Raw genomic sequence first — 13,785 nt, 5'->3', positions numbered from 1 at the left:
AAAACGCCGGGTTACACTGCGTTTAACCCTTTCGCAACAAAAGAGGCAGTGCAATGAAGCCCGCGATTCTGGTCGTTGATGATGATCGTGCCATCTGCGAATTGCTGCACGATGTGCTGAGCGAACATGTGTTTACCGTGTACAGCTGTCATCAGGGACGCGATGCCCTGGCGCTGCTGGCGCAGCATCCGGAAATCTCCCTGGTGATGCTCGATATGATGTTGCCCGATACCAATGGTTTGCTGGTGTTACAGCAGATGCAGCGTCAGCGCCCTGACCTGCTGGTGATCATGCTGACCGGCATGGGATCGGAAGCCGATATGGTGGTTGGGCTGGAGATGGGTGCCGACGACTATATCGCCAAGCCGTTCAACCCGCGTGTGGTGGTGGCGCGGGCCCGTGCGGCGCTGCGCCGCTGCGGACGACTGGCGCAGCCGGAAGCAGCAGCCGATGCGGGCTGGCAGTTCAACGGCTGGCGGCTGGATGATGCACGTTGTCAGCTGTTCAATCCGCAACGTGAAAGCGTACCGCTCACCCAGGGCGAATACAGCCTGCTGCGCGCGCTGGTCGGCCATGCGCGCAAAGTGTTGACGCGCGACCAGTTGCTGGAGCTGACCCACAGCGAAAGCCTCGACGTGTTCGATCGCACCATTGATGTGCTGATTATGCGCCTCAGACGCAAAATCGAAGCCAATCCGCATCAGCCCATCCTGATCCGTACCATTCGCGGACTGGGCTACGTTTTTTCCGCCGATGTGATGCGCCCGTCCGCCGCGGCGCGCGAAACGCAAATCGCCTGATCCATCCAGCGCTGCATCTCGCTCAACGGGCGGATGCCATCCAGCGCGTTGGCGGCATGCAGATTAAAGCTGGCGCAGGTGTGCGCCAGCTTCAGCGTCTCCTGCAAGCTGTAGCCCTGATGGCTGGCGAACAGCGCGCCGGCGCAGAAGGCATCGCCCGCCCCGACGCTGCCAACAATCTCTTCCGCCGCTAAGCACCAGGCTGGCTGCCACAGGCCATCGCCGTCAGGCTGCTGCCCCCATGCCCCTTCCGGTGCATGAATCACCACCCGCTGACGCACGCCCTGCGCCAGCAGCCAGCGCGCCGCCGCCGCAAACGCTGGCTGCGGAGCCAGCGTACCGCCGCTGCGCAGCGCAATGCCGGTCAGCGCCTGCGCTTCCAGTTCGTTGATCACCAGATAGTCGAGCCAGCGCAGCGCCGGCTTCACCAGCGCCTGATACTCGCCAGCGCGCGAGACCAGATCGAGCGACGTGAGATAGCCGCGCTGCTGCATCTGCGCCAGCAGCCGCGCGCTGCGCGTACCGAATTGCGCATCGGGTACATCGAGCTTATCCAGCAATAGCAGATAGCCAAGGTGGAAGATGCGGTGTGCGGTGGTGACATCGGCAAAGTGCGCCAGGTCAAGCTGTGCATTGGCGCCGCGCGCATGAAAAAAAGTGCGCTGTCCGTCCGGCGCGGTCATCACCTGCGTCATCGCCGTCGCTACCGCACCGGTGCGCTGCACGTGCTGACGATCAACATGATGTTCATCCAGCCGCTGCAGCAGGTAATCGCCGTCACTGTCCTCGCCCAGTATCCCCACGGCGGCCAGCGGGAGATTGACCTGCATGCGCGCCAGAGTAAACAGCACGTTGAGCGCCGCGCCGCCGCTGCATTTCTCGCTGTGGCTAATCTCGGCCAGCCAGCCCTGTTCCGGCCAGTGGCTGATGCGCTGCACGTGATCCACCAGCATGTTACCCGCCGCCAGAATGCCGTTGCGTGCCGCCATGTCAGGCCCTCCCGGCGCTGCCAAACACCTGCATCTGCTGGGCCACGACGCTGGCGATGTCGCGTTCGACTGCCATTAACAGTTCGGCGAACGAATCATAACGCGCGTCGCGCTGCGTGATTTGCGTTTCAATCGCCCCGAGCGCCGCCTGCGACATCCCGGTGTAGAAGTTGATTTTGTGGATGCCGAGGCTGATGGCGCGGCGGAAATCGGCGTCGCTGATGCCGGAACCACCGTGCAGCACCAGCGGAATGCCGGCCGCCGCGCGGATCGCCGCCAGCCGGTCAAAATCAAGCTTCGGCTCGCCTTTGTATTTGCCGTGCGCGTTGCCGATGGCCACCGCCAGGCAGTCGATGCCGGTTGCCTGAACAAATTCCGCCGCCAGCGCCGGGTCGGTGAATTTATTGCTGTCCGCTTCGCCAAACAGTGCGCCGCCCTCATCGCCGCCCACTGCGCCCAGCTCGGCCTCGACCGAAATCCCCAGCGCGTGACACATCTTCACCACTTCCCGCGTCTGGCGAATGTTCTCGTCATAGCTCAGGGTCGAGCCATCGAACATCACCGAGGTGAAGCCGAGACGAATGGCCTGCATCACCGCGTCAAAATGCAGGCCGTGATCGAGGTTGAGCACTACCGGGATGGCGTGCAGCGCTGCTTCGGCGCGGATGGCGGCGAGCAGCGGTTCCAGGCTGACATATTTAAAATGCACTTCGGCAATGTTGATGATAAACGGCGAGCGCTGCTGCTCAGCGGCGTGGTACAGCGCGCGCAGAAAATGGGTGTCGAGAACGTTGAACGCGCCAAGCGCGTAACCGTGCTGCTGCGCATGGGCGAGGCCCTGCGCCAGAGAGATCAGTGCCATGGAACACTCCTGTTATGCCAGCCAGCGATGATATTCGTTACACAGCAGCCAGCGCGGCGCTTCATCCTCATCAATCGGATTAAAGCGCGCCAGCGGGGTGAGAAAGACGTTGTCGTGCTCATCGTCATTGGGCATCGAGACTTCGCCCACCAGCACATCGCCATAGCCGCTTTCGCCCCAGAAGCTGTGCCAGATCCCGGGCAGTAACGTGACGCTCTCGCCCGGTGACAGACGTAACTGCGATCCGGCGGCGTGGGTCTGGCGAATGCCGTCCAGCGTGACCTGTACCGGCGAATCCGCCAGCTGGTCGCCGTCGCGATTGTGCAGCGTGACAATCAGGTTGCCGCCGCCGCGATTAATGATGTCTTCCATTTTTTGCGGGTGATAATGCATCGGCGTGACCTGCCCTTCGCGCACGTGCATGATCTTCTCCGCGTACGGTTTGCCCCACGGCTGTCCGCCGCGTGAACCGTTGCGCAGGGTAAACAGCGTCAGGCCGGTCTGGCTGAAATCCCTGGCACCGAAACTGGTAACATCCCAGCCGAGGTGCAGCGCCAGCAGTTCGGCAGCGGCTGAGGGATCCAGCGCGCGCCACTGGCTGAGACCGTAATCGGCCCACGGCGGCAGATGCACATCCTGCCGCATAAAGAATTCACGGGTCTGTTGCAAAATAGCGTTAACTTCGGAACGTTGCATGGCTGCGTCTCCGGCGGACGGCGCGGCGCGCAAGGTGCACCGCGACGTCCGAATGGCTTATTTCACCGTCCAGCCTTTGTAGCTGCTGACATTGTTACGATCGATCAGCGTCACCGGAATCAGCACCGGCTTATCCGGTGCCGGTTTGCCCTGCAGGATGTCGTAACCAATCTCCACCGCTTTGGCCGCCATCACCTGCGGATCCTGGGCAGGTGTCGCGACAAACAGCGAGCCTTTGCGCTTCAGCGCCTCTTCGCCGTCTGGCGATCCATCGACGCCGACGATAAAGAATTCGCTACGCTGCGCCTGCTTCGCCGCCAGATCGGCACCGATAGCGGTAGGATCGTTGATGGCGAACACCGCATCAATCTTCGGATTGGCTGACAGCAGGCCGGTCATCACTTCCAGCCCGCCTTCGCGACTGCCTTTGGCGTTCTGGTTGTAAGAGAGCAGTTTGATGTCCGGGTGGGTTTTCAGCTCATTCATACAGCCTTCCACGCGGTTCTGCACCGCTGACACCGGTGGTCCGTTGATGATGACCACGTTACCTTTGGCTTTCAGACGATCGGAGATGTATTTACAGGCCATGGCCCCGGCCTGGGTGTTATCGGAAGTGATGGTGGCATTGGCACCGTCGGCGGCCACGTCGACCGCCACCACCACGATGCCGGCATCACGCGCACGCTTCACCGCCGGCGCGATGCCTTTGGAGTCAGCGGCGTTGAGGATGATCATGTCCACTTTAGCGGCAATGAAGTTGTCAATCTGCGCCACCTGCTGGCCAAGATCATAGCCGCTGGAGACCAGCGTGACATTGACCTTATCGCCCGCCAGCTGGCGCGCCTTCAGCTCCGCCCCTTTGGTGATCTGGACGAAGAACGGGTTAGCCAGATCGCCCACCGTTACGCCGATGGATTTCAGTTCTTTGGCCTGCACAAATGGCGCACTAAACAGCGTCGCGGCCAGCAGTCCGGTGATAATCGGATTAAAACGCATAGTCGATGTTCTCCTGCTTTTTTGGTTTTATGCCCTGATTGCCTTTGCCTTTGCCTTTGCCCTCACCCTAACCCTCTCCCGCGTGCGGGAGAGGGAACCGTTCTGCATAGTTTTCAGGTGAAGCACTTGTTTTCTAAATCTTCTCACCGGGCAGCCCCCTCTCCCGCAAGCGGGAGCAAGAACCGTTCTGCGTGGTGTTCAGGTGAAGCACGTTAGTTACCCCTTCTCACCGGGCTGCCCCCTGTCCCGCGTGCGGGAGAGGGAACCGTTCTGCATAGTTTTCAGGTGAAGCTCTTGTTTTCCAGATCTTCGCTCCGGGCAGCCCCCTCTCCCGCGTGCGGGAGAGGGTTGGGGTGAGGGCCAATGCCCATCCTTTACCCCACGTGATGCCGCGTACGGTACTTATCGATCAGCACCGCAATAATGATCACCCCGCCCTTAATCACCAGCTGCCAGAAGTACGACACGCCCATCAGCGTCATGCCGTTGTTCAGCGTGGCGATGATCAGCGCGCCAATCAGCGTGCCGGTAATGGTGCCAATGCCGCCGACAAAGCTGGTACCGCCCAGAATCACCGCGGCGATGGCGTCCAGCTCGTAGCCAACGCCGAGATTGCCGTTGGCGCTGTACAACCGTGAGGCGCTCATCAGGCCACCCAGCCCGGACAGCAGGCCGCTCATGGCGTACACGAATACCAGAACCGCACCCACTTTGATACCGGTCAGGCGCGCTGCCTGCATGTTGCCGCCCACCGCGTAGATGTGCACGCCGAGCGTGGTGCGCCGCAGGATGAACCAGCACAGCGCAATCACCGCGAAGGCGATGATGATCAGCCAGGGAATCGGCCCGAGATAGCCGTTGCCTATCCACTCAAAGTTGATATCCGAATTGATTACCGTGGTGCCGTTAGCCAGCAGGTAGGCCGCCCCGCGCAGCGCGGTATAGGTGCCCAGCGTGACGATAAATGGCGGCAGACCGGCCCAGGCGACCAGAATGCCGTTGAACAGCCCCATGATCAGCCCGGCACCGAGCGCCGCCGGGATGGTCAGCCCGGCAAATGCCGGATCGAGCGACACCACCATCGCCACCACCGCCGTGGTGCCCAGCATGGAGCCAACCGACAGGTCAATGCCGCCGGTGAGAATGACAAACGTCATGCCCGCCGCCAGCACAATGTTGATCGAGGCCTGGCGTGTGATATTCAGCAGGTTAGCCTCGGTGAAAAAGTTCGGGGCGACAAAGCCAAATACTGCCACGATCAGGATCAGAATCGGCAAGATACCCACGGTTTGCAGCAGGTCACTCATCAACGCACGTTTTAGCGTTGGACTTTTTACGCGTGCGGTTTCACTGGTCATTCCCGTCTCCTCAGGCCTGGACCGGCTGCGCGCCGGTGGCCAGTGTCATTATGTTTTCCTGGCTAATCTGCTCGCCGCTCAGCTCGCCGGCGATGGTGCCTTCGCGCATCACGTACACCCGGTCGCTCATGCCCACCACTTCCGGCAGCTCGCTGGAGATCATCAAAATCGCCACGCCCTGCTGCGCCATCTGGTTCATCATGCGGTAGATTTCACTCTTAGCGCCGACATCCACGCCGCGCGTCGGCTCATCAAGAATCAGGATGCGCGGCGCTATCGATACCCAGCGCGAAATCAGCAGCTTCTGCTGATTGCCGCCGGATAAGCCGCCGGCGCGCACCTGGGCGTGCGGCACGCGGATATTCAGTGACTGAATTGCCTCGCTGGCGATCTTCTGCCCTTTGCGCCGGTTGAGCAGGCCGTAGCTGGCATCGCGCTCAAGCGTGGCCATCACGATGTTTTCCTGCGCTGCCAGCTCGAGAAACAGCCCCTGCTCTTTGCGGTTTTCAGTCAGGAAGCCGATGCCGCGCGCAATGGCGTCACGCGGAGAACGAATCTGCACTTTTTCACCGTCGATCCAGATTTCCCCGCCGGCTGGCTGATGCACACCAAAAATCAGCTGCGCCAGTTCGCTGCGGCCGGCACCGACCAGCCCGGCCAGTCCGACGATCTCCCCGGCGCGCACCGCGAGGCTGCTGGGATGCACCTTACGGTTGTCGGTGAGATGATTCACCGCCAGCCGGATCTCGCCGAAGTGAATGGCGCGATCTTTGTTGAACAGATCACTAAGCGGACGGCCAACCATCATGCGCACCAGTTCGCTGGCGTTTAACTGGTCGCGCGTCAGGCTGTCGACGTACTGGCCGTCGCGTAGCACACTGACGCGATCGGAGAGCTCATACACTTCCGCCATGCGGTGGCTGATATAGATGATCGCCATGCCTTCGCTGCGCAGGCGTTTGATCAGCGCAAACAGCTGTTCGGTTTCGCGATTCGAGAGCGCCGCGGTCGGTTCGTCCATCACCAGAATGCGGCTGTTACGATGCAGCGCGCGGGCAATTTCCACCTGCTGCTGCTCGGCGATGCTCAGGCGGCTCACCAGATCGGTGGCGCGGAACTGCGCGCCGAGGCGATTAATCACCTGCTGCGCTTCTTCCGCCATCTGGCGACGCTTCACCAGCCCGCCGCGGGAAATTTCACTGCCGAGAAAGATGTTCTCTGCCACCGTGAGATTCGGCGCCAGGTTGATTTCCTGATAAATCAGGGTGATCCCTGCCGCCAGCGCCTCTTTCGGGCCCCTGATCGCGTAGGGTTGACCATCGATAAGAATTTCCCCGCTGCTGGCGGTATACGCGCCGGCCAGAATCTTCATTAAGGTACTTTTACCGGCACCGTTTTCGCCCATCAGCGCGTGCACTTCACCCGGCCAGACCGTCAGGTCGACGCCTTTCAGCGCATAGAAGCTGCCGAAGCGCCGGGTAATTGCCCGCATTTCTAATATCGGTGTCGCCGCCATCTTCAGGCTCCTGCTGCCAGTGGATAGCCGCGAGTTAAGCAACGCCAGATAAATGGAAAATGTCAGACGCCGTTCATATTTGTCATATTGCGCCCCGGCCGCGCTTCTATACTCGCCGGAGTTGAGCGGTAAGGAGCGGCAGCAAATGAGTCACAGTCTGCACTGGCACGCCGGCGCGCGCGGGCGCCTGCTGATGTTTAACCTGCTGGTGGTGAGCGTTACGCTGGCGGTGAGCCTGGTGGCTATTTTTGGATTTCGCCACGCCGGTCACATTCAGGAGCAGGCGCAGGCGCAAACGCTGGCCGACATGAACGGCAGCCTGGCGCTGGCGCGGGATACCGCTAACGTCGCTATCGCCGCAGTGCGGCTGGCGCAGGTGGTGGGGGCACTTGAATACCAGAGCGAGTCGGCGCGCCTGCAGCAAACCCAGCAGGCGCTGCAGCAGTCGCTGAGCCAGCTGGCCAGCGCGCCGCTGGCGGCCCAACAACCGGCGCTGCTGGCACGCATCCGCGATCGCAGCCAGATGCTGGAGCAAAGCATCAGCCAGCTGCTGCGGGAGGGCCATCAGCGCCATTTACAGCGTAACGTGATGCTCAGCGGTCTGTGGCAGGCGCAGCTGCTACTGAACCGTATCGACCTGCTGGCCAGCGACGGCGCGTTTCTGCCGCTGCGTCAGCAGACCGCCGCGCTGTTGACGGTGGCGATTCAGTCCGCCACGCCGCAGGCCGCGGTGCAACAGCTCAACAGCGTGCTGCCGATCTGGTCTGCGCTGCCGCTGCAGGGCGTGCTGGCGATGCAGCGCGCGCGGCTGGTCAGCACCAGCCAGCAGCTGCTGCCGGTGGCCGGTCAGCTGGAGCAGAGCGATATCGCCATCGCCTACGCCACGTATCGCATCAAGGCGCTGGTGGCGATGCTCAACGAAGACATCACGCATTACGTTCAGCTGGTGGCGCAGCAGAGCGATGCGCGCAGCGCCACCGCTCATCAGGAACTGGATTCAATCATCGGTTTTATCGCGCTGTTCATGCTGCTGGCGCTGCTGATCACCGGTTACGCCGGCTACTACATCTACCGCAATCTCGGTTCCAGCCTTACCGCCATCGCCCACGCCATGACGCGACTGGCGCAGGGAGAGAAAAGCGTCAACGTGCCCGGCCTGGCGCGGCGCGATGAGCTGGGCGATCTGGCGCGCGCCTTCAACGTGTTCGCGCGCAACACCGCTTCGCTGGCGCACACCTCTCAGCTGCTGAAAGAGAAAAGCAACCAGCTGGAATCGACCTTCCTCGCCATGCGCGACGGCTTCGCGCTGTTCGATAACAGCGGCCAGCTGGTGGTGTGGAACGCGCAGTACGCCGAACTACTGGGCTTCGCGCCGTGCGAGTTGCATCGCGGCATGCACTATCAGCGTTTGCTCGATCGCGTCGACGTGCAGCTCAGCAGTCTGCACGACGCGCAGGAAGTGAGGTTACCGGATGGCCGCACGCTGGAACTGCGCTTCAGCCCGGTACCGCGGCGCGGCATGGTTAACACCGTGCTGGAACGCACCTCGCGCAAGGCGCTGGAAGCGGCGCTGCTGCACAGTCAGAAGATGAAAGCGGTCGGTCAGCTGACCGGCGGGCTGGCGCACGATTTTAATAATTTGCTGGCGGTGATCATCGGCAGCCTGGCGCTGACCGTCGATCAGCTGCCGCCCGGCACGCTGGCCAGCCGCATAGAGCGCGCGCGGCTGGCCGCCGATCGTGCCGCGCAGCTGACGCAGCGTCTGCTGGCCTTCTCGCGCAAACAGGCACTCTACCCGCGTGCCGTTTCGGTGGTGGAACTGGTGGAAAACCTGCAGTCGCTGCTGCAACACTCGCTGCTGCCCGGCCAGCATCTGGTAGTGGATGCGCAGCGCCCCGGCTGGCCGGCGTGGATTGATGCCGGCCAGCTGGAGAACGCCTTAATGAATCTGGTGGTGAACGCGCGCGATGCCATGGAGCGCCAGAGTGGCGAGATCCGCCTGCGCATCTGGAATCAGCGAATTCAGGAGGCCGATGGCAAGCGCGACCGCGTCACCATTGAAGTGATCGACCACGGCTGCGGCATGTCCGCCGAAGTGCGGGAACAGGTGTTTGAACCCTTCTTTACCACCAAAGCCACCGGCAGCGGCAGCGGACTGGGGCTGTCGATGGTGTACGGTTTTGTGCGCCAGTCCGGCGGACAGATCGAGCTGGAGACCGCGCCAGGCCAGGGCACCACGGTGCGCCTGCTGCTGCCGCGCGCGCCGGAAGCCGCGCAGCCACTGGTGAGCGCGCCGGTGCTGACACCGCGTGCCAGCCGCGATCGGCTGATCCTGGTGCTGGATGACGAGCCGGCGGTGCGCCAGACGCTGTGCGAACATCTGCATCAGCTGGGTTATCTTACGCTGGAGTGTGCGGACGGCGAGAGCGCGCTGACGCTGCTGCGCCAGACGCCGGATATTGAGCTGCTGATCAGCGACCTGATGCTGCCGGGCGCCCTGAACGGGGCGGATGTGATCCGTCAGGCGCAGCAGCAGTGGCCGCAGCTGGCCACTCTGCTGATCAGCGGTCAGGATCTGCGTCAGACGCCGGTGACGCTGCCGCTGTGTGAACGGCTGGCGAAACCCTGGCAGCAGGCGCAGCTGGTGCAGGCGCTGGAGCGCGCCTGGCAGCGCAGCGAACGGCTCAGTCGCGCACGGCAGGCTGCCACAGCGGCACCCCTTTCCCGGTGATGTAGCGTTTACGCAGCCGGCTGGAGATGGCATCCATAACCATCACCACGACCACCAGAATAAGGGTGAGGAACATCACTACATCCCAGTTCCACAGGCGCATGTTTTCGGCATAGACCAATCCGACGCCACCGGCGCCGACAAAGCCGAGCACCGCTGCCGAGCGGGTGTTGGATTCGATCTGATACAGGCTGAGCGCGAGGAAAGTGGGAAACGATTGGGTAAAGATGCCGTAACGGTGTTTCTGCAGGCTGTTGGCCCCTACCGCGCTCAGGCCACGACTGGGTGAGCGCTCGACCGCTTCATGCCCTTCGGCATACAGCTTGCCCAGCAGGCCAACGTCCTGCATCACAATCGCCAGCACCCCGGCCAGCGGACCCATGCCCACCGCCCGCACGAAGATCAATCCCCAGATGGCCATGTCGATGCCGCGCAGCACATCCAGCAGCCGGCGCACCAGCAGCGATAGCGGCCGCGTCAGCGGATCGTGCATGACGTTGCGCGCCGCCAGAAACGAGATCGGCAGCGCGATGACCGTTGCGGTGAGCGTACCGGCAAATACGATCGCCAGCGTGATACCAACCTGCGAAAAATAGTAGCCAAACGGCCAGTTGACGAAATCCTGCCAGACAAACATGCGCAGGAAGTAGCGGCCGAGCTGCTGACAGCCAAGGATAAAGCGCTGCCATTCAATGCCAAACACGCTGAAGAAGAACAGATAGTAGAGTACCAGCGCCAGCGCCAGCAGCGCGATGCGGCGCAGATAGCGGTTTTGCGCGGCAAACAGTGCGGCGTGCTGCTGTTTCAGTTTCGCCACGTCGGGCGCTAAGGCGATCATTTCGCGTCTCCTTCTACCACACGGCGGCGCAGCCAGCCCGATAGCGTATCCAGCAGCGACACCACCACGATGATCAGCAGCAGCGTCATGCTGACCTGATCGTAGCGGTCCAGTTTAATGTTGGTCATCAGCTCCTGACCGATACCGCCCGCGCCCACCAGCCCAAGGATGGTGGAGGAGCGAAAGTTCACTTCCAGTCGCATAAAGCTGTAGGAGAGAAAGGTCGGTTTGACCTGCGGCCAGAAGGCGAAGCGCATGCGCTGCAGCTTGCTGGCGCCACAGGCGGCGAGACCGCGCACCGGTTTATCCGAGGCGCTCTCAATTGATTCGTAGAACAGTTTGGTCAGGCTGCCAATGGTGTGCAGCGCCAGCGCCAGGAAGCCGGGGATAGCACCGATGCCGAACGCCATCACAAACATTACCGCCCACGCCAGCTCCGGCATGGTGCGCAGAAAGGCAACAAAGGCGCGAATCGCCATGCGCAGGCTGCGCGGCGTCTGGGTGTTATCGGCGGCGAAAAACGCCAGCACGGCGGCGATCAGCACTGCAATCAGGGTGGAGGATAGCGCCAGCTGCAGGGTTTCCCAGATTAGCGGCAGCTGAAAGTGCAGGCGGTAGCCCCAGTAAGCCAGCGAGCCTTCGGTTTTGCCATCGGCCAACAGCAGCGGCAGATGCAACACCGGCAGCGTCTCGCCGATGTAGTCAAAAAAGTGTGGCAGCGATTGCCAGACCGTGACCAGGTTGAATTCCGCCACGTTGCCGGCCGCGAGATAAAGGGCCACCAGCAGCAGCGACCACAGCAGCGTGTCGCGCTTTTGCTGGCGGCGGATACGTTGGTAGTAGTGTTCGAAATCGGTCAAGGGAGAGATCCTTTGTTGATGGCGAGGGATTGCCCTCACCCTAACCCTCTCCCGCCAGCGGGAGAGGGAATTGTCCGGCAGTATGATGCAGGCCCGTACCCCATCCTCTCCCGCCAGTGGCGAGGGAATTGTCCGGTAGCTCGTGCGGCCCCCTCTCCCGCCAGCGGCGAGGGAACTGTCCGGTAACTCGTGCGGCTCCCTCTCCCGCCAGCGGCGAGGGAATTGTCCGGTAGCTCGTGCGGCCCCCTCTCCCCCCGGGAGAGGGCTGGGGTGAGGGAAATACCGCACGGAACCACCAGCTCGTTACCCGCGTGCACCCTTCATCAGGTCGCGCTTCATATCGATGATATTCTGGTAATCGGCGACGCTGGCGGCACCGATGTGCTGGGCACCGCCCACCGCTTTAACAAAGCAGCTGTGATCTTCTTTATCCAGCTTTTTGATCGCGGCCACCACTTTCGCTTTGAAGTCAGCGGGCAGGTTATTACTCACCAGAATCGGGCCGTTAGGAATCAGCGGCGACTGCCAGATGATGCGGATCTGCTTCATCAGATCCGGGTGATCCATACGAATCAGACGACCAAAGGCCCCCGAGGTATAGCCGCTGTTGTAATCGCCGATCAGCGACGTCCAGGTCACCGCGCCGTCGAACTGGCCGTTTAACACGCCGAGGATGTCCTGCTCGTGGCCACCGGAAAACGTCACGCTGGAGAAGGTGTTGTTGTACTTATCATCCACAGTGCCGCCAAACTCTTTTTTGAATGCCTGATTGGGCATCAGGAAGCCCGAGGTTGAATCCGGATCGGCCATGCCAAACGATTTGCCTTTCAGATCTTCCAGCTTCTTGTACGGGCTGTCGGCTTTAACGATCACCACCGAGTGGTAACCTTTCGAGCCATCTTTGTCATCGACCACAATCCCGACGATATCCACCGCCTTCGGGTTTTGCAGGTAGACCGAGGCGTAAGACGCCGGCGACATGCTCAGCACCATATCGATCTTGTTGCCCAGCAGCCCCTGAATCACGCCGGCGTAGTCAGACGAGTTGCGCAGTTGTGTATCCACGCCCAGCTCTTTGTCGAAGAAGGTCTTCACGCACTGGTTATCGCCAATCTGCTGGGTGGCGTTCTGCCCGCCCAGAATTCCCAGGTTCAGCTGTTTCGGTGCATCCGCTGCGTTAACGCCAAAAGCCATCAGAGCGCCTGTCAGTAAAGCTAAAGCTGTCAGTTTCATTGTGAGATTTTCTCTTGCCGTGGGAGTTAGTGGAGCTGGTTAATTTCGTCGCCGTACAGCGCATGCAGCAGGCTGTCGGTCAACTTAGCGGGATGACCATCAAACAGCACCTTGCCGCGCTGGATGCCGATCACCCGGGTGCAATACTGCTGCACCAGTTCAATGGAGTGCAGGTTGACCATCACGCTGATGCCCTGCTCGCTCACCTGGCGCAGCACATCCATGATGCGTTTGGTATTTTTTGGATCGAGCGACGCCACCGGCTCGTCGGCCAGCAGGATTTTCGGGCGCTGCATCAGCGCACGGCAGATGGCGACGCGCTGCATCTGGCCACCGGACAGATTCTCCGCGCGCTGCAGCGCCTGCGGCAGCATGTTCATCCACTGCAGTAGTTCAATGGCCTGCACACGGTCGGAGTCGGAGAAGATTTTGAAAAAGGATTTCAGCGTTGAGGTCTGGCTGAGGCGGCCGAGCAGCACGTTGGTCAGCACGTCGAGGCGCGGCACCAGGCAGAAGTCCTGAAAGATCATGCCGCACTCGCTGCGCCACTCGCGCATCTGCCGGCTGTTGAGCGTCGCCACATCGCGGTCCGCTTCACCGTGACGCATGCTGAGAATCGCGCCTTCGCTGCTGGCAATGGTGCCGTTCAGCATGTGCAGCAGAGTCGATTTACCAGCGCCCGAGCGGCCGATCACCGCCACCAGCTCGCCGGCATGCAGATCGAAGCTGACATCATCCAGCACGCGATTGTCACCGAAGGCTTTGCACAGTCCCTGCACCGACAGCACTTTGTCGCCATGGCGCTGGGCAGGATGTGCATTGTCGACCACGGTTTTAAGTAATGCCTGGGCCATGTTGCGCTCCATCTCTTCTGAGGAATTGATTGCCCGCTATTACGGACACTGG

At 61.5% G+C, this 13,785-nt stretch carries 12 protein-coding genes; 2 read left to right on the top strand and 10 right to left on the bottom strand.

What is annotated here, in order from left to right; translation table 11 throughout:
* Window positions 1-53: 53 nt before the first annotated feature.
* Window positions 54-800, top strand: coding sequence for a response regulator transcription factor (locus MXF20_RS14520; protein WP_325969989.1), 747 nt, complete (start codon window positions 54-56; stop codon window positions 798-800).
* Here the strand turns inward: MXF20_RS14520 and MXF20_RS14515 are convergent.
* The 6 genes from MXF20_RS14515 to MXF20_RS14490 form a co-directional block, all read right to left on the bottom strand.
* The gene (locus MXF20_RS14515) at window positions 737-1,789 is read right to left on the bottom strand and encodes a carbohydrate kinase family protein (protein WP_325969987.1); all 1,053 of its coding nucleotides are present in this window, start codon (window positions 1,787-1,789) and stop codon (window positions 737-739) included. The genes MXF20_RS14520 and MXF20_RS14515 overlap by 64 nt on opposite strands.
* A 1-nt stretch (window position 1,790) precedes the next feature.
* Window positions 1,791-2,651, bottom strand: a complete 861-nt coding sequence (locus tag MXF20_RS14510; RefSeq protein ID WP_325969986.1) for a ketose 1,6-bisphosphate aldolase — start codon at window positions 2,649-2,651, stop codon at window positions 1,791-1,793.
* 12 nt (window positions 2,652-2,663) lie between these two features.
* A complete protein-coding gene (locus MXF20_RS14505; RefSeq protein ID WP_325969985.1) occupies window positions 2,664-3,347 on the bottom strand; it encodes a D-lyxose/D-mannose family sugar isomerase in 684 nt (227 codons plus the stop codon).
* 57 nt (window positions 3,348-3,404) lie between these two features.
* On the bottom strand, window positions 3,405-4,343 hold the full coding sequence (locus MXF20_RS14500) for an ABC transporter substrate-binding protein (protein WP_058757358.1): 939 nt from the start codon (window positions 4,341-4,343) through the stop codon (window positions 3,405-3,407).
* 374 nt (window positions 4,344-4,717) lie between these two features.
* Window positions 4,718-5,701: an ABC transporter permease subunit gene (locus MXF20_RS14495; protein ID WP_021509811.1), complete on the bottom strand. Its 984-nt coding sequence runs from the start codon at window positions 5,699-5,701 to the stop codon at window positions 4,718-4,720.
* A 10-nt stretch (window positions 5,702-5,711) separates the two neighbouring features.
* Window positions 5,712-7,217 (bottom strand): sugar ABC transporter ATP-binding protein, encoded by a 1,506-nt coding sequence (locus tag MXF20_RS14490; RefSeq protein WP_325969984.1) that lies wholly within the window; start codon window positions 7,215-7,217, stop codon window positions 5,712-5,714.
* Between the two features lie 145 nt (window positions 7,218-7,362).
* On the opposite strand from MXF20_RS14490, the gene MXF20_RS14485 reads away from it, so the two are divergent.
* Window positions 7,363-9,948, top strand: a complete 2,586-nt coding sequence (locus MXF20_RS14485; RefSeq protein ID WP_325969983.1) for an ATP-binding protein — start codon at window positions 7,363-7,365, stop codon at window positions 9,946-9,948.
* On the opposite strand, the gene phnE (MXF20_RS14480) is transcribed toward MXF20_RS14485, so the two are convergent.
* The 4 genes from phnE (MXF20_RS14480) to phnC form a co-directional block, all read right to left on the bottom strand.
* Window positions 9,902-10,786 (bottom strand): phosphonate ABC transporter, permease protein PhnE, encoded by an 885-nt coding sequence (phnE, locus tag MXF20_RS14480; RefSeq protein ID WP_325969982.1) that lies wholly within the window; start codon window positions 10,784-10,786, stop codon window positions 9,902-9,904. The genes MXF20_RS14485 and phnE (MXF20_RS14480) overlap by 47 nt on opposite strands.
* Complete coding sequence (gene phnE, locus MXF20_RS14475; RefSeq protein ID WP_325969981.1) at window positions 10,783-11,646, bottom strand: phosphonate ABC transporter, permease protein PhnE; 864 nt, start codon at window positions 11,644-11,646, stop codon at window positions 10,783-10,785. Before phnE (MXF20_RS14475) ends, phnE (MXF20_RS14480) begins: the two co-directional genes overlap by 4 nt.
* Before the next feature lie 303 nt (window positions 11,647-11,949).
* A complete protein-coding gene (gene phnD, locus MXF20_RS14470; RefSeq protein WP_031280167.1) occupies window positions 11,950-12,879 on the bottom strand; it encodes a phosphonate ABC transporter substrate-binding protein in 930 nt (309 codons plus the stop codon).
* Window positions 12,880-12,905: 26 nt separating this feature from the next.
* Window positions 12,906-13,733 carry a phosphonate ABC transporter ATP-binding protein gene (gene phnC, locus MXF20_RS14465; RefSeq protein WP_325969980.1) on the bottom strand — a complete coding sequence of 276 codons (828 nt, stop codon included), beginning with the start codon at window positions 13,731-13,733 and terminating at the stop codon, window positions 12,906-12,908.
* Between the last annotated feature and the right edge of the window lie 52 nt (window positions 13,734-13,785).

The organism is Pantoea dispersa (genome assembly GCF_035783935.1).
Lineage (GTDB): Bacteria > Pseudomonadota > Gammaproteobacteria > Enterobacterales > Enterobacteriaceae > Pantoea > Pantoea dispersa_C.
Note: the sequence above shows the minus strand (reverse complement) of the source record. Positions and strands in the feature narration are given on the sequence as shown.